The 16,440-nt window shown below is 62.1% G+C and carries 14 protein-coding genes; 5 read left to right on the forward strand and 9 right to left on the reverse strand.

Features of this window, described 5'->3' with window-relative positions:
- The 8 genes from ATN37_RS24485 to ATN37_RS24520 form a co-directional block, all read right to left on the reverse strand.
- Positions 1–2,703, reverse strand: a complete 2,703-nt coding sequence (locus ATN37_RS24485) for a helix-turn-helix transcriptional regulator (RefSeq protein WP_063315589.1) — start codon at positions 2,701–2,703, stop codon at positions 1–3.
- Entirely contained in the window at positions 2,700–4,085 is a 1,386-nt protein-coding gene (locus tag ATN37_RS24490; RefSeq protein WP_047271892.1) for an aromatic acid/H+ symport family MFS transporter, read from the reverse strand. The genes ATN37_RS24485 and ATN37_RS24490 overlap by 4 nt, the downstream gene beginning before the upstream one ends.
- A gap of 44 nt (positions 4,086–4,129) precedes the next feature.
- Positions 4,130–4,912: a 1,6-dihydroxycyclohexa-2,4-diene-1-carboxylate dehydrogenase gene (locus ATN37_RS24495; protein WP_007729779.1), complete on the reverse strand. Its 783-nt coding sequence runs from the start codon at positions 4,910–4,912 to the stop codon at positions 4,130–4,132.
- On the reverse strand, positions 4,909–6,462 hold the full coding sequence (gene benC, locus ATN37_RS24500) for a benzoate 1,2-dioxygenase electron transfer component BenC (RefSeq protein WP_063315590.1): 1,554 nt from the start codon (positions 6,460–6,462) through the stop codon (positions 4,909–4,911). The genes ATN37_RS24495 and benC overlap by 4 nt, the downstream gene beginning before the upstream one ends.
- Before the next feature lie 31 nt (positions 6,463–6,493).
- On the reverse strand, positions 6,494–7,003 hold the full coding sequence (benB, locus tag ATN37_RS24505) for a benzoate 1,2-dioxygenase small subunit (protein WP_003939939.1): 510 nt from the start codon (positions 7,001–7,003) through the stop codon (positions 6,494–6,496).
- Between the two features lie 11 nt (positions 7,004–7,014).
- Entirely contained in the window at positions 7,015–8,412 is a 1,398-nt protein-coding gene (gene benA / locus ATN37_RS24510; protein ID WP_042447174.1) for a benzoate 1,2-dioxygenase large subunit, read from the reverse strand.
- A gap of 260 nt (positions 8,413–8,672) precedes the next feature.
- Positions 8,673–10,301, reverse strand: coding sequence for a 4-hydroxyphenylacetate 3-hydroxylase family protein (locus ATN37_RS24515; protein WP_003939685.1), 1,629 nt, complete (start codon positions 10,299–10,301; stop codon positions 8,673–8,675).
- 11 nt (positions 10,302–10,312) lie between these two features.
- Positions 10,313–10,882 carry a flavin reductase family protein gene (locus tag ATN37_RS24520; RefSeq protein WP_218695719.1) on the reverse strand — a complete coding sequence of 190 codons (570 nt, stop codon included), beginning with the start codon at positions 10,880–10,882 and terminating at the stop codon, positions 10,313–10,315.
- 273 nt (positions 10,883–11,155) lie between these two features.
- Here ATN37_RS24520 and ATN37_RS24525 point away from each other — a divergent pair, with 273 nt between their 5' ends.
- Positions 11,156–12,094 (forward strand): AraC family transcriptional regulator, encoded by a 939-nt coding sequence (locus ATN37_RS24525; RefSeq protein ID WP_042447172.1) that lies wholly within the window; start codon positions 11,156–11,158, stop codon positions 12,092–12,094.
- Here ATN37_RS24525 and ATN37_RS24530 read toward each other — a convergent pair.
- Positions 12,091–12,861 carry an IclR family transcriptional regulator gene (locus ATN37_RS24530; RefSeq protein ID WP_003939932.1) on the reverse strand — a complete coding sequence of 257 codons (771 nt, stop codon included), beginning with the start codon at positions 12,859–12,861 and terminating at the stop codon, positions 12,091–12,093. The genes ATN37_RS24525 and ATN37_RS24530 overlap by 4 nt on opposite strands.
- Positions 12,862–13,060: 199 nt before the next feature.
- Between ATN37_RS24530 and catA the strand changes: the two genes are divergently transcribed.
- Genes catA through ATN37_RS24550 form a run of 4 tightly spaced genes read left to right on the forward strand, consistent with a single transcriptional unit; the run spans position 13,061 to position 16,300 of the window.
- Complete coding sequence (gene catA / locus ATN37_RS24535; RefSeq protein ID WP_003940427.1) at positions 13,061–13,900, forward strand: catechol 1,2-dioxygenase; 840 nt, start codon at positions 13,061–13,063, stop codon at positions 13,898–13,900.
- Positions 13,901–13,929: 29 nt separating this feature from the next.
- The gene (locus ATN37_RS24540) at positions 13,930–15,051 is read left to right on the forward strand and encodes a muconate/chloromuconate family cycloisomerase (RefSeq protein WP_081558522.1); all 1,122 of its coding nucleotides are present in this window, start codon (positions 13,930–13,932) and stop codon (positions 15,049–15,051) included.
- Between the two features lie 13 nt (positions 15,052–15,064).
- Entirely contained in the window at positions 15,065–15,346 is a 282-nt protein-coding gene (gene catC / locus ATN37_RS24545) for a muconolactone Delta-isomerase (RefSeq protein ID WP_003940264.1), read from the forward strand.
- 6 nt (positions 15,347–15,352) lie between these two features.
- Positions 15,353–16,300, forward strand: a complete 948-nt coding sequence (locus ATN37_RS24550) for a helix-turn-helix domain-containing protein (RefSeq protein WP_003940292.1) — start codon at positions 15,353–15,355, stop codon at positions 16,298–16,300.
- Positions 16,301–16,440 lie beyond the last annotated feature (140 nt).

Consider the following 16,440-nt stretch of genomic DNA (forward strand, 5'->3'; position numbering starts at 1 on the left):
TCAGTTCTCCTGATGCGGATCCGAAAGCCCTCGGTCGCGGAACAAAGCCGCGAGTTCGCTCCGTGATCGCAGTCCGAGTTTCGCGTACGCGCGCGTGAGGTGATATTGAATGGTCTTGACGGAGAGGAACAATTCGCCGGCAGCTTCCTTGTTGGACTTGCCCGCTGCGACAAGGTCGGCGACGGCTCGTTCTTGCGGGGTCAGGTCGGTGATTCCCTTCTCCGTCCGCGAGAGGTTCAACCCGCCCGCGCGGAGTTCGCGCTCGCAGCGCTCGACGTAAGTAGCGGCGCCCAACGAGTGATACAGCTCGCGGGCGGCGCGGAGGACGACGTCGGCCTCCGCGCGTTTCCCGGCCCGGCGGAGAGTTTGGCCGTAGGCAAAATTGATTCGGGCTCGGTCGTAGGGGAGCGGCAGCGTCTCGATGCCGAGTAGTGCAGCATCGAAACTTTCTCTTGCCGAGTCGAGTTCGCCCCGTGCGCCGTGGATCCGGCCGCGAACGTAGCCGAGACGTGCCGCAGCTGAGCGGTGCTCCCGACGTCGTGCGGTCTGCTCGTGTGGTTGCAGAAAGGCGTCGGCATCATCAGCTCGCCCGACCATGACCAATGCATTGGCGTAGAGATCGACCCACGGCCAGAAGCCCGGCTCGTCGAGCCATTGTTGCGCCTTGCTCGAGGTGAGCGGAGCCAGCGCCACCAGAACTTCGGCGTAGTCGGCGGCGGCCTCGGCAACCTGGGCCCTGGCGAGAAGTGCAGGAACATACATGATTTCGTAGGCGTGAATGCCGGCGTACGCACGTCGCACATGGTCACGGGCCAGTTCCCAGTTGCCGCGCAGAGCGTGAATCTGTGCTCCCGACCAGTGGACCAACGGCCGGATGATCTCGATCTCGAACCGATCCACCTCGGCACCGGCGCCCTCGACGGTCGAGAGCGCTTCGTCCCAGGCGCCGAGAGCGAATTGAGTGCGGGCGAGCCAGGCCTGTGCCCACAGTGAGATTCTTGCCGAACCACTGGAAAACTCTGTGGACACCGCGCTTTCGAGGTCGCGTCTGGCGGACTCCGGGTGGTCCAACGCAAGCTCGAGCCATCCGCGTCCCATCTGGAAGCGCTGTGCTTGGGCTCCGGGGCGGACACGATCGGAGAGTTCGGCGTATGCCGCGAGCGCATTCTCGGTTCTTCCGGTAGCACCGAGCCCGAGACCCTTGATCGCTTCGGACTCCACTGCTGCGGGATCAGAAGGGCCCACCAATTCGACTGCGCGGTCAACCCACTCGACGAGCGCCGTGCCATCGAGCCGAGCCAGAGAATGCAGGACCATTCGTTGGGCGATCATCGCAGCGATGCCTGGCTCACGATCCACGCTGCAGCTGTCCCACGCTCTGGTCAGAAGATCGGCGGCCTCGGTCGGTCGCCCTCTATGGATGGCGAGGTAGCCGAGGACGGCGTCGCGGAGAGGCCCGCGCGAAATACTCTCGATCTCCGGCACGAAGACCATGGCGCGGGGGATGTCACCCGATCCGGTCAGCGCGTCGACTCCGCGGAGCAGTCGGTCCTCGTGTTCGGTTCGGGCCGTGGTGAGACGGCTTGCCGTGACCATGGCGTCGGCGACTTCCGACCACGCGCCGTCGGATGCTCGTAGTGATGCGTACGCAACGAGTTCGGCGGCGAGGTCCTCGTCATGGGTGGTGCTGGCAGCGGCAAGGTGGAAAAGCCGTTCACCTTCTCCCCAAGCGATCTCGGCTGCGCGTGTGTGCAGCAGATGCAAGTGCGCGGGTCCCAACGCCCCGCGCACTGCGGCCGTGACCATCGTGCTGCTCAGTGACACCTCGGTGCTGCCGTGCTGCTCGTGGACAGAAAGGAGGCCGCTGGCGAAGGCGCTGTCCAAGGCGCCGACCACGTCGTCGATTTCGGCCAGCTGAGCAAGATGCGACAACGTCGTGCTGCGCCCGACAACTGCTGCGGCTTCGATCAACGTTAGTGCTCCCGCCGAACACGTAGCGAGGGCGGCGGCGATCGATACTGCACGATGGCGAGGGACGGGCAAAGTTCGGTGCCACTGGGTCCAATAGGTAGGTGGCAGCTCGTCGAGAAGCGAGACGATGTCGAGTGTGTTGCCCGCGGTGAAGTCCTGAAGGGCAAGCGCGACGCCGGAGCTGAGGTCGATTCCGCTTCGCATGCGCGCGATGTCGATGATGACGGGTGCGTCGATCGGGCTGATGTGCAATCGCGTCGACCAGTGCAGGTCGAGAATCTGCCTGACATCCTCGCGCAGGAACGGCGTTTCCTCGGCGACGAGGACGAACAGCAGTGGTGCCGTTCGGCCTCGATGGAGGGCGGAGGTGATTGCCTGAAGCGAGCTGACATCGCTGTGATGGGCATCGTCGACGACGATCAGGGTCAGTTGCTCCGCTGCGTCGACGATCTCGTGTGCAACGGCGACCGGGTCCGAGTTGGAAACCGGACGTTCGAGTAGTTGATCGATCACTCCGAAGGCAGTGTTCGATTCCCACTCCAGCCCACGAGCGCGGCGGAGCGTATGAGCGGAAGAGATTTCGGCGAACCGGTCGACGAGAGTGGACTTACCGCTACCGGCATCGCCCTCGACCAGCACGAGAGTCGGCACTCCTGTCTCTGCCGCGGCCAAGGCTCGGCCGAGAACGGCGAGCTCGCGTTCTCGGCCGAGCAACAGGTCACGAAGTGTCACCCGACTACCGTAACGCCGGGCTCACCACGGGTTTCCTTTTCGGCACGGTCTCCATCGGATCGAAGTGCAGTGGCACCCAGGTCGGGTGCTTGCTTCGGCACGAAGAAGGTGACGATGGCGCCAATCACCGCGATGCCGGCGAAGACGTAGAACGCCGATTCGGAACTGATTCCGGCGCTGATCAAACTTCCGCCGATCAGTGGCCCGAATATCCCGCCCAGACGTCCGAATCCGGCGCACCACGCGACACCTGCGGCCCGAGCGGCCGTCGAATAGTAGTTGGACACGAATCCGTAGATCAGAACCTGAGTACCTATGGTTCCGACACCCGCGATGGCAACGGAGGCGAGGAGTACGGGAAGCGGGAACCCGAATGTGAACAGGAGCAGGGCGAGTGCGGCCAGGCCGAAGGTGGTTGCGACAACCCGCTGTGGACCGGTGACGTCCGCGATCTTGGAGGCGAGAAGTCCACCGATGATGGCACCGCCGTTGAGTACCAACAGGAACGAGAGCGAACCCTTCGCGTTGTATCCCGCGTTTTCCATGATCTTGGGCAGCCAGGTGTTCAGTCCGTAGGTCAGGAGGAGGCCGGCGAAGCTCATGAGGCCGAGAAGCGCGGTGCCCCAGACATATTGTCTGCTCGCCAACGCTCGGAAGCCGACCTTCTCAGCTACGGCGTCGTTGGGTCGATCTGTACCGGCAGGCAATGGAATTCCGGTTTTCGAGGAAATGGCGCGAGCTTCGTCGACACGTCCGCGAGCAATCAGCCACGCGGGAGACTCGGGCAGTTTGAACCAGGCGAGTGGGAACAGGAACACCAATGGCAGGGCGCCGACGAGGAACAGTCCGCGCCATCCGATGGAATCACGGAGAACGATCGCCAGGACGGAAGCCATGACGCCACCGGCCGGGACACCGCTGTAGACGATGGCGTTGAACAGATTGCGGCGTCCCGGCGGCGCGAACTCGGCAATCATGGCTCCGGCGGTGGCGACAAGCCCACCGACTCCGATGCCGGTGAAGAACCGCAGCAGACCGAAGGTGGTGATGCTGGTGGCGAACGCTGCCAGTGCCATTCCGACCGAGAACCAGATGATGTTGACCAGCATCATCTTTCGGCGACCGAAGTGATCGCCGATAGCTCCACACGTCAGTGCGCCGACCATCACTCCGACGAGTGCATACGAACCCAACGCGCCGGCCTGAGATGCGGTCAAGGTGCCGATATGGCTGGGGTCGTCCATGAGTACGGGCAGGATCGTGCCGTACACGACCAGGTCGTATCCGTCGAACAGAATGGCAATGGCGGCGATGGTGACCACCCACAACACTGACGAGCGATGGCGGGCACTGGCCCAGGAACCACGTTCGATCGAGGACATGGCGAATCTCCGTTCGAGAGATCAGGAATCGGGGGAGGCTGGATTCAGCCGAGGTCGCCACCGGCGACGGGCAGAACCGTTCCGGTGACATACGAAGCCTCTTCGGAGGCAAGGAAAGTGATAGCAGCAGCCTGTTCGTCCAGGGTGCCGTAACGCTTGAGTAGCGACGAGTCGACGGTCTGGTCGACGATCTGCTGGTACCAGGCCTTCTCCTCGTCGGTCTCGGCACCCGGCCCGCGTGCCACGACGCGTGGTGGCGCCTCGGTTCCGCCGGGAGCGGTTGCCACGACGCGTATTCCGTACTGTGCGACTTCCATCGCCAGTGCAGCGGTGATCGCGCTGACCCCGCCCTTGGCCGCCGCGTAAGGAACACGGTTGACACCGCGGGTGGCGACCGAGGAGACGTTGACGATGGTGCCGCTCGCCTGCTCGATCAGATGGGGCAGTACGGCGCGACACGTCCAGAGCGTGGGGAACAGTGATCGTGTGACCTCGGCTTGTATCTGCTGCGGCGTGTAGTGCTCGTAGGGTTTGGCCCAGATGGTCCCACCGACGTTGTTGATCAGGACGTCGATGCGTCCGAAGCGCTCCAATGCGGAATCTATTGCATTCTGGGCACCTTCGAACGTCTCGAGGTCCGCGGTCACCGAATGGGAACGCTCCAGCGGTGTCGCGATGTCGTGAACCAGTTCAGCTCGATCCACAAGCGCGACGGAACCACCTTCTGCGGAGACTCTTTCGGCAACGCTGCGCCCGATCCCCTGAGCCGCTCCGGTGACGACCACGACCCGGTCGTCGAACCGGCCGGCGAAGAATCTCGTGCTCACGACGCCACACTTTCCCGAGCGTCGGTGATTGCGCGGTGCATCGTCGACTTGGCGTGTTCGCTGTGCTGGACGATCAGATCACGGGCCGCGGCGCGATCATTCTGCTCGAATGCACTCACGATACGTGAGTGATCCTCCGCGACATGTTCGTCCACCCAATCGGCGGTGCGGAGCACTCGGTTCATCAGTTGTGTGACCTCGAGACGGTGGTATGCCTGCAGCAGCACTTCGTTTCCGGTGCAGCGGAAGAGGAAGTCGTGGAACAGGGCATTGGTTTCGGTGAATGCCGCTGCGTCCGTGAAGTGATCGCGGTCGATGGAAGCAGCCGAGTTCTCCGCCAGAATGCGGTACTCCGTCAACTGTGCCGGAGTGAGGCGGCCGATCGTGAGTTCCATTGCTCCGAGTTCGAGGGCCATCCGAGCGTCGAACTGTGCGTCCGACTCCGTGACCGGCAGATGTTCTTCACCGATCTCGTACGTGCCGGCAGCTGATTCTTCGGCCGAGGCTGCCGGTGAATCAGCCGGTGCTGCCGCATTGTTGAACTTTTCGAAGTAGAAGTTCGTGGGTGTGATCGATACGTCCTTGAAGTGCAGACGTACGGCTTCGACCATCGGCGGCGGGCCGCACAGGTAGACGTCTACGTTGCCGTCGTCGAGGTGATCGGGCTCGATCAAGCCCGTGACATAGCCCTTGTTCGGTGCTGTGCTGTCGGGATCGGATACGCAGTAGTCGAAGGTGAACTGGGGTAGAGACTTCGCGTAGTCGTGCAGTTTGTCGAGTTCGACGAGATCGGTGTTGGAGCTGACGCCGTAGACCAGATGGACGGGCCGAGTGGAGCTTTCGGTACGCATCTTCTCCAGTATGGAGAGCAGCGGGGCCAAGCCGGTTCCACCGGCAAGCAGTAGGGCTCTCCGTTGACCTGACCGGAGGAAGAAGCTACCCATCGGTCCGGTCAATTCGAGAGTGTCGCCTACCTGCGCACGCTGACTGAGATACTCGGACATCAGACCACCCGGGGTGATCTTGACCAGGAACGACGCCGACGCGACCTCAGGGCCGGAGCTGAACGAGTACGACCGCGTCGCTTCGGTTCCGGGAACGAGGATGTTCACGTACTGACCGGGGAGGAAGACCAGATCTGCGCGGTTGTCGACTGCGACGGTGAAACCCACCGTGGAATCCGAATGGCGAATGATCTCGGTGATGGTGGACGTGTACGAACCGGCAGTGGTCTTGGCGACCGCCGACGTGGTGGGAATCTGCAGCACGAGATCAGATTCCGGCACCATCTGGCACGGAAGGCAGTATCCCTGCTCGGCCTCGTCGTCCGTCAGGGCCTCCTCGATGTAGTCGCCGGCGTCGAAAGTACCTGACTCACAGAGTGATTTGCAGGTGCCACATGCTCCGTCGCGGCAGTCGAGCGGAATGTTGATTCGTGCGCGGTACGATGCGTCCGCGACGGTCTCGTCGGTGTTGCATTCGACGAAGCGGGTGATGCCGTCTTCGAAACTCAGGGCTACTTGAAAGGTCGGCGCAGCTTGAATGCTCATGGGAAACAGCTCGATTCGAAGGGAAGTCGTGTCAGAAGTGGTAGATGTCGACCACGTGATGGATGTAGTCGTTCTTGAGGACTACCTTCTTCTTCATGATCAACGGCTGCTCGCCCGAGAAGTCGATCGTGTAGTGCGAGGTGCCGAAGTAGGTGTCGACTGTGTTGTAGCGGAAGTACAGCGTGAACCAATTGAAGCGGACGTCGACGACGAAGCCGCGTTCTTCGATCACTTCCACGTTGGTGATGTTGTGACCGGTGCGGGGCTCGGGAAGGCTTGTCGCGCTGGAACGGTCAGTCCTGATTCGGAACACGCGGTCCTCGATACCGCCGCGATTCGGGTAGTAGATCAGGGAGATCTCTGCGGCCGGGTCCGTGGTCAGCTCGCCGTCGTCCGCCCATGCGGGCATCCAGTACTCGGAATCGGGGTGGTAGCACTCGATCCACTTCTCGAACTCGCGATCGTCCAGATAGCGAGCCTCACGGTAGAGAAACTGCTGCACTGTTTCGAGGGCGACGGCATTGGTGGTGGTGACAGTCATGGTGATCGTCCTCAGATGGTCCGGTTGGAAGCGGCTTGCTCGGCATCTACGGCCGCAAGCATGGCGTCGCGCCAGTACCCGTGCTGAATGGGATACAAGCCTTCGTCCTCGGTCTTGGCTCCGCTCGAGAGCACGCGATTCATGCCGAGATCCTTCGCGACGTCGTTCGGACCGGGAATCTGGTGTGTGACGCCACGGCTGAGGTCGTTCCACGGGGCGCCGGCTGCCTGGTAGGTCTTCTGGCAGGAACGGAACTCTTCGAGATCGTCCGGGGTGGCCATACCGCTGGCATTGAAGAAGTCCTCGTACTGACGGATGCGGTTGCTGCGCGCTTCGGCGCTCTCTCCCTTGGGCGCGATGCAGTAGATGGTGACTTCGGTCTGGTCCACGGAGATCGGACGGAAGTGCCGGATCTGGCTGCTGAATTGATCCATGAGGTAGACGTTCGGATACAGGCAGAGGTTTCTCGACGCACCGACCATGAATTCGGCCTTCTTGGAACCGAACTGAGCCTCCAGTTCTGCTTTGCGTTCGAACAGGGGTCGGTCCTCGGGATTGCCCCACCACATCCAGAGCAGGAGGTGGCCGTAGTCGTAGGAGAAGTATCCACCGCCCTGCTTCCCCCAGGTGCCGGCGTCCATGGCTTTGGTCTCGTTGGACGATTCACCGGCGGTGCGGCGAGCGGTGGTAGCGGCGTAGTTCCAGTGCGTCGAAGACACGTGGTAGCCGTCGGCACCGTTCTCGGTCTGCAACTTCCAGTTGCCGTCGTAGGTGTAGGTGGATGCACCGCGCAGAACTTCGAGTCCGTCAGGTGACTGATCGACGATCATGTCGATGACCTTCGTGGTGTCACCGAGGTGCTCTTCGAGTGGCAGCACGTCGGGGTTGAGGCTGCCGAAGAGGAAGCCGCGATAGTTCTCGAACCGCGCCACCCGGGTCAGGTCGTGTGAGCCGTCTTTGTTGAACTGCTCCGGATAGCCACCGGTGCGAGCGTCCTTGGCCTTGAGGAGTTTTCCGCTGTTGTTGAAGGTCCAGCCGTGGAACGGGCAGGTGAAGGTGGTTCGGTTGTCGGTCTTACGGCGACAGAGCATCGCACCGCGGTGGCTGCATGCGTTGATCAGCGCACCCAATTCGCCGTCCTTGTTGCGGGTGATCACGATGGGCTGACGGCCCATGTAGGTGGTGAAGTAGTCGCCGACGTTCGGGATCTGGCTCTCGTGCGCGAGGTAGATCCAATTGCCTTCGAAGATGTGCGTCATCTCGAGTTCGAACAGTTGCTCGTCCGTGAAGACGCTGCGCCGCACCTGGTAGCGGCCGGTCTCCGGGTCCTCGACGAGCGCGTCGTCGAGGGCGGCGCGGATGTTCGCGAACTGGTCGGTGCCGCGGGCAGCATCCAACATATCCGTCATGGGTGTCCTCCAGATAAGAGTGGGCGCCTACCGAGAAAGCCGAGGGCTGTCGGACCAAATCGGTGGGACCCGCTTTCCGGACGGGGCTGCGTCCGGTACTGAATTCACCTTGACATCGTGTGTCTCGGGTCACACTAGGCAATTGCCTAGTCCTGACCAAGGGTGCAGTGTTCGTCGAATTCTGCTGATGGGCCATGCCTGCTGAAGACGACGAGCAGGGCGGACTCGACATCGCGAGTCCGCCCTACCTGCCGAGGGGATTACCGGTTCTTGAAGAACGAGACGTCGTCGTTGCCGATGAGGTCAGGGACCGTCCAGCCGTCGAGGTCGTATTCACTCAAGCACTGCTCGGCCAGTCCCTTCATGGAACTTGCGTGTCCACGATTCTGGGCTGCGAACAGCAGTTCGGCTTTGACGTTCTCGTGATTGCCGGAGTAGTTGCGCTCGTAGAGTTCGTGTCGGCCGCCGAACTCGGTCCCGATCGAATCCCACAGCGCCTTCATGACTTTCACGCGGTCGACGGCGGTGATGCCGTCGGAACCGCGAACGTACTTGTCGAGGTACGGACGCACGTCCGGGCTCTTGAAGTCGAGTGAACTCGAAGGCAGGTAGATCAAGCCCGACGCGACGTCCTGTTCGATGATCTCCTTGATCCGCGGGTACCCCTGGATCATGAACATTCGATAGGTGAGGCCGTACTCGAGCTTCGGGATCACCGAATCGCCGACCCACTGTTCGGGATCGCGTGCCATCGATTCGGTCAACGACCAGAAGAGGTTTCGCCACCCGATCACCTCACCGACACGGGTCTGGACTCCGCGGAAGCCGCCGGCGCCGGTGGCTTCGAGTGCCTTCATCAACAGTCCGGCGATGAAGTCGAGCTTGACGGCCAGGCGAGTGCAGCCCTGAAAGGTGAAGCGCGGCAGGAAGCCTGATTGAGGGAAGAATGCGTTGATCCGGTCGACGTCGCCGTACATGAAGACGTTTTCCCACGGAACCAACACCTTGTCGAAGACGAAGATGGTGTCGTTCTCGTCCATGCGACTCGACAGCGGATAATCGAACGGACTGCCCATCACCGCAGCATGTTCGGTGTACGAGGTGCGGCAGATCAGCTTCACACCCGGCGCGTCCATCGGTACCGTGCAGATCAGGGCGAACTGCTTCTTCTTGATCGGCAGACCGTAGTGAGCGATGAAGTTGTAGTTCGTGATCGCCGATCCGGTGGCGACCACTTTGGCGCCGCTGACGATCAAACCTGCGTCGGTTTCCTTCTCCACCTTCATGAAGACGTCACCGACCTCGTCCGGTGGAAGTTGGCGATCCACCGGGGGATTGATGATCGCGTGGTTCCAGTACAGAACTTTCTCCTGCGATTCGCGGTACCAGCGTTCGGCGTTGTCCTGGAACGGTGCGTACAACTCCTTGTTGGCGTGGAGGGTGCCCAGGAAACTCGCCTTGTAGTCGGGGGAACGGCCCATCCAGCCGTAGGTCATACGAGCCCACGTCGCTATGGCATCGCGTTCCTTGAGCAGATCGGCCGACGACGTCGGAGTGCGGAAGAACGGCATGGTGACACCGCCGTTGCCCGTGTCCGTCGGAACGGTCAAGGCGTCCACGTGCTCGCCCGTATGCAGAGCGTCGTACAGCCTCGCGGTCATGCGGATCGGATTCCGGAACGCGGGGTGCGTCGTGACGTCCTTGACGCGATCACCGTGAAGCCAGATCTCGCGGCCGTCCTGCAGGCTCGAGATGTACTCGTCACCGGTCATCGGTCGGGTGGCGAAGTTCTTCGTACGGTTGGCTTCGCAGTCGGCGGCCGGATTGACCTGTGGCGCTCCGGAATCTGCGGGATCGACGCCGGTGGGAGGAATTTCGGTGGTCGTCATGGCAAAGCCTTTCAGATCGTTTGGGGTGCGGGCTGAAGATGAATCGGGGTGAACGAAGTGGTGGCGTCGAACCAGCCGCTGTGGGGGTCGTCCTGACTTCCGTTCCAGACTGTGGTCGACGAGGTAGCGCCTAGATCGTGAAAAGTGCTTCGGTAGAACAGAAGCGGATCCTTGCCACTCGACTGAGCGTCGACGATCTCGCCGATGAAGATGATGTGGTCACCGCCGTCGTACTCCCTCCACGGGACGCACGAGATGGTTGCTGCGGCGCCGTCGAGCAGGGGAGCGGTCGGTCCGTCGATCCACCTCGGTTCGGTGCGCTGCGGTCGGCCGGCAAAATGCATGGCCGTGTCCACTTGGTCGGAGGCAAGGATGTTGACCGCAAACGGCGCGTTGCCGAGGTAGCCGCACGCCTTGGAATTGCGAGTCATCGTGATCTGGCACAGCCGTGGTTCCAGGGAAATGGCCGTGAATGCGGTGACCGTGGCTCCGTGTGGTTGACCGTCGGCATTGGTACAGGTGATGACGGTGACGCCGCTCGCGAATTGACCGAAGATTCCTCGAAGCTGATTTTGTTCCATGACCGGACCTCCTTGTCGGATGGCGGTTGAGTGAGAGTGCCGCGAAGTGCGGGAGGGAAGTAGTGGGCGACTCGCGCCGGGAGTGAAGACGAACGTACGGCGGGCGCAGGCTTCGGTCGATCCGTACAGCGCGGTGGCTATCCGGATTGCGCACCCGATCGCGGCCCGTACCCGTTTTCTCTTGGAAGTGACCGGGGACACAGTGTTCAATGATGTTCAGCGCCCTTGCTCGGCAATGTGGCTGGTCACGGGTTTGGAAGGTGAAGAAGGACGATGGTCGACTCCATGATCGGTACTGCTCCCCGCGACTGGGACGAGGCGTGTCATGCGGTTTCGGACGCCTATTTTCCGCACACGCTGACGCCGTTGTCTCGGCATGCGGCCAGTGGAGTCGGGGTGTGCACCACCGAGTTGGGACCGCTGAGGATCGCTCATATTCGGTGGGGAGCTGACGTCGCCGTCGAATCCGATCATCCCGGTGCCTATGGGGTGAACATCCCGCTCTCGGGCGAGCTCGAGTCGGTGTTCGCGGGCTCGCACGTGCTCTCGACGCAGGGTGTTGCGACGGTATGTCCACCCGACATCACGACGAGAATTACGCGGTGGAGTGCGGACTGCGAGATCGTCGGAGTCCGGATGGACCGTCAGTACCTCGACCGTGAGATGGAAAAGGTTCTCGGTCGACCCGGAATGCACTTGCCTGATCAGGTGGATCTTCGGGGCGACGACGGAGCCAGATGGCTGAAATTTGTTCGCTCACTGTCGGATCAGATACTCGGCCCGGTCGGCGTGCTGCACAACGAACTGGTGGCAGGTCAGCTCTCCGGCGCCGTGGTCACGGCATTCGTCCTTGCCGCAATGCCCGAAAGCGAGGACGCGGTGCGACACGCCAGGCCGCGCATCGTCAAGCGGGTGCTCGACGAGATGCACGACGACCCGGCCCGCGTGTGGACCGCAGCCGAGATGGCGGAGGTGGCGGGCGTCAGCGTACGGAGATTGCAGGAGGGATTTCGGCAGTACGTGGGCCGGAGTCCGTCGGAATGCCTGCTCGACATCCGTCTCGCGCGGGTCCATGCAGATCTGGTGGATGCCGACGACTCGACGACGGTCACCGATGTCGCTGTGAGATGGGGTTTCACGCACACCGGACGGTTCGCGTCGTCCTTTCGGCGTAAGTACGGATTGCTGCCTTCCGAGGTGTTGAGGCGCTAGCTTCGGTACCCCATGTCCGCGCTGAGTTGGTTCGCCTTCTCGACGAGGAAAGGCGCGACGTCGGCGCGGAAAGCTTCCGGGGATGTTCGTCCGGCCGAGGTCGAACACGCTGTCACTCCGACGACGCTTCCACCGGCGTCGCGGACGGGAGCAGCGAGGGAAATCAGGCCGTCTTCCAGTTCCTCCGATGTGAGCGCGTATCCCTGCTCGCGCACCACCCGGAGGGCGGTATGGAATGCGCCTTCGTCGGTGATCGTGGTGGGCGTGAGGGCGTCGAACGTGGAGTTCGCGATGACGTTGTCGACGATTTCGGTTGGCGCCCAAGCTAGCAGGGCTCGACCCATGGAGGTCGCATATGCAGGCACTCTGGTGCCGACGCTGACGTTGATGCTCATGATCCGCCGGACGGGTACACGCGCGGCGTAGACCACGTCGACACCGTCGAGCACCCCGAGCGACGCCGACTCGTGGGTGTGTTCTGCGATCTCCAACAGACGAGGGAGCGCCGCCTCCGTCAAGGCATGTGATGCCGAGAAGTGCTGCCCGATGCTCAGAACGCGTGGGGTGAGCGACCACCGACTGTTGTTGCCGGTGACGTATCCGAGCTTCTGCAGCGTGAGGAGGATGCGCCGGACCGCTGGGCGGGAGAGACCCGTTTCGGCGGCAAGATCGGCGAGCGACGGGTTGGGGTTCTTCTCGTCGAAGGCCGTCAGCACAGCAAATCCACGCTCGATGCTCTGGATGTAATCGCGATCGTTCTCGCTCACGGAATGGCCTTTCATCTGCGGGTATGCCCGATCGGCGCCTTCGAAGGTTGACAAACCTTGTGACTGGGCGCACAGTACAAGCGTACGCACAGCGTAACAGATGTACGCACAGCGTACAACCCAAACTTGGGGAGCCGACGCAGCCCAGCAGTACGGCACCCACCCGGTAACAGCCACATACGGCCCCGAGGAGGACCACATGACCACTTCCGAGAGCCCCACCGCAGTAGGTTCGGGTACTGCCGCCACCGACAAGTTCCTTCAGGAACGAGTCAGCGCGGACACCCCGCCCGAACGCGTCTCGGCCATCGCCAAGGACGTGCTCGAGGCACTCGCAGGCGTCATCGACAAGCACGGCATCACCTACCCCGAGTACCGCGTCCTCAAGCAGTGGCTCATCGACATCGGCCAGTTCGGCGAGTGGCCCCTGTGGCTGGACGTCTTCCTCGAGCACAACGTCGAGGAGGTTGCGTACCGCGGCCAGCACGGCACCAAGGGAAGCATCGAGGGCCCGTACTACGTTGCCGATGCCAAGACGTTGCCTGCCAAGTGTGAACTTCCGATGCGTGACAACGAGGTTGGATCGAAGCTGGTCTTCGAGGGCCAGGTTCGCGATCTCGACGGCAAGGGGTTGGGCGGTGCAACCGTCGAACTCTGGCACGCGGACGACGAAGGCTACTACTCCCATTTCGCGCCGCACATCCCCGACGGCAATCTCCGCGGAACGATCGTCGCCGACGACGAGGGACGCTTCGAGATCACCACGATTCAGCCTGCGCCGTACCAGATCCCGACCGACGGCCCCACCGGCTGGTTCATCGAGAAGGCCGGCTGGCACCCGTGGCGTCCGGCTCACCTGCACCTCATGGTGAAGGCTCCCGGTAAGCGCACCATCACCACCCAGCTCTATTTCAAGGATGGAGAGTGGATCGAGAACGACGTGGCAACGGCGACGAAGCCCGAACTGATTCTCGATCCGAAGCCAGGTGCCGACGGAACCAACCGGGTCACATACGACTTCGTGCTCGATCCGGCCTGATCCACAACTGCTCTGAAGAAAGTGATTTGATGACAGACCTGTCGATCGTCTCCATCGAGACGACCATCCTCGACGTTCCGCTGGTTCGCCCCCACAAGTTCGCCACCACGTCGATGACGGCGCAGCCGTTGTTGCTGGTCGCGATTCGCACCTCCGACGGGGTGATCGGATACGGCGAAGGAGTCGTTCCGGGCGGGCCGTGGTGGGGTGGCGAATCGGTGGAGACGATGCAGGTCATCATCGAGAAGTACATCGCTCCCGTGGTGGTCGGCAGGCGCGTGGATCACATCACCGCGATCATGGCCGACATCGAAAAAGTTGTTGCCAATGCACGATTCGCGAAGGCCGCCGTCGACGTGGCGTTGCACGACGCCTGGGCGCGTAGCCTGGGAGTCCCCGTGCACACGCTCCTCGGCGGGGCTTTCCGCGAGAGTGTCGACGTCACGTGGGCACTGGGTGCTGCGCCGGCGGACGAGATCATCGAAGAAGCTCACGAAAAGCTCGAATCCCGGCTCAATTTCAGCTTCAAACTGAAAATGGGAGCACTCGATCCGGCGGTCGACGTCGCGCGCATCGTCAGCATCGCGCAGGCGCTGGAAGGCCACGCCGGAGTCCGTGTCGACGTCAACGCACGGTGGGATCGCTTCACTGCCCTGCGGTACTTGCCGCAACTCGCCGAGGGTGGAGTCGAACTGATCGAACAACCCACTCCGGCAGACCAAATCGAGGTCCTCGCCGAACTCAGTAGGCTTCTACCGATTCCGATCATGGCCGACGAGAGTGTGCAGACCCCACACGACGCTCTGGAAATCGCCCGCCGGAGCGCCGCCGATGTCATCGCCCTCAAGACCACCAAATGTGGTGGCCTCCAGCACAGCCGCGACATCGTCGCGATTGCCAAGGCCGCCGGTATCGCGTGCCACGGTGCGACGTCCATCGAAGGCCCGATCGGCACGGCCGCTTCGTTGCACTTCGCGTGCGCCGAGCCCGGAATCAACTTCGGAACAGAGCTTTTCGGCCCACTGCTCTTCAGTGAAGAGTTGCTTCAGGAACCCCTGAAGTATTCCGAGGGTCAGTTGCACCTCCCCGCCGGACCTGGCCTGGGAGTCGAACTGAACATGGACGCCGTCAAGACCTGGACCAGGAACTAGAGGATAGAAGAACATGGCACTCTTTCACGTTCGGATGGACGTCGATATTCCGCGCGACCTGGATCCGGAGGTACGCGCCGATACCGTCGCAACGGAGAAGGCGTACTCGCAAGACCTTCAGCGACAGGGAAAGTGGGTGCATCTGTGGCGAATTGTGGGACAGTTCAGCAACATCAGCATCTTCGATGTCGAGTCGGCTGACGAACTCCATGAGATTCTCTGGAACCTGCCCCTGTTCCCGTACATGACCATCGAGGTCATGCCGTTGACGCAGCACGGATCTTCGATCAAGTAGCCCGCCGTGTCTGCCGTGTCTGCCACGCCTCCGAGCCTGCCGGAATCTGTGCAGCAGTGGCACTGCGAGATGTCGGAGACCTTCGGTGGCCTGTGCCCCGAGAGTTCCGTCGATGCCGCGCCTGTCGGTACGGTCAGCGGTGTAAGTCTCGGGGACGTAGGCGCTTTCGACATCTCCGGTTCACCGCAGATACTGCGGCGGAGCGCACGCGCAGCAAAGCGACACGGTAGTGATCTGCTCAAGATCTGCACGGTCCGAACCGGGAGCGCGATACTGCGCCAATCGGACCGCGAGTTGACGGCCCCGCCCGGCGCGATGATTCTCTACGACGTCGAGCATTCGTACGCGCTGCGTTTCGACGGTCACTGGTCGTGCACCGTCATGACCCTACCGCGCAGTGCGGTGAGTCTGACCGAGCGAGAACTGAATTGCGCGCTCGAGCGCACCCACGACGGTCGGCGTGGGTCCGGTGCATTGCTGGAAAATTTCATCTCGGGCGCTGTTGCATCCCAGGTCGACGGCAGCGCAGCCGGGCTTCTCGGAGATGCTGGAGTCAATCTCGCTTCGGCAGTTCTGATGCAAGGATCTGCGCCCGCGACACCCGGACGTTCGACGCGAGAGGAGATCTTGCGATATGCGCTTCGGAATCTCGACTCACCAGACCTCTCGGTCGCGTCGATCGCCGGTGCGTTGCACCTGTCGCCGCGAACCGTTCAGCGTCACTTCGGTGACGGGGATCTGACCCTCAGTGCGCTGATTCGCCGCGAACGGTTGATCCGCGTACGCCGCGATCTCACCGACGTCTCACTGCGGGGTCATTCGATCTCCATCCTGGCCGCACGATGGTGTTTCCATGACGCACCAGCGTTTTCGCGTGCGTTCAAAGCGGAATTCGGTGCGGCGCCGTCGGAAGTACGTAACTCGCCTGATCCGAACGCCCGCGAACGTCACTGATCTGTCGCATCCGAACAACAAACGTGTCCGATCACGACAACTGGGAGCCCGAATACCGGGGCAGAGTGTGTTTCAGATCGCTTTTTCAGGCTCGCGAAGAGCTCAGGTCCACGAACAGCGAGGACCGCAGCGAAAGCTAC

The sequence above is a fragment of the Rhodococcus sp. MH15 genome, assembly GCF_019266045.1.
Classification (GTDB): Bacteria; Actinomycetota; Actinomycetes; order Mycobacteriales; family Mycobacteriaceae; genus Rhodococcus_F; species Rhodococcus_F qingshengii.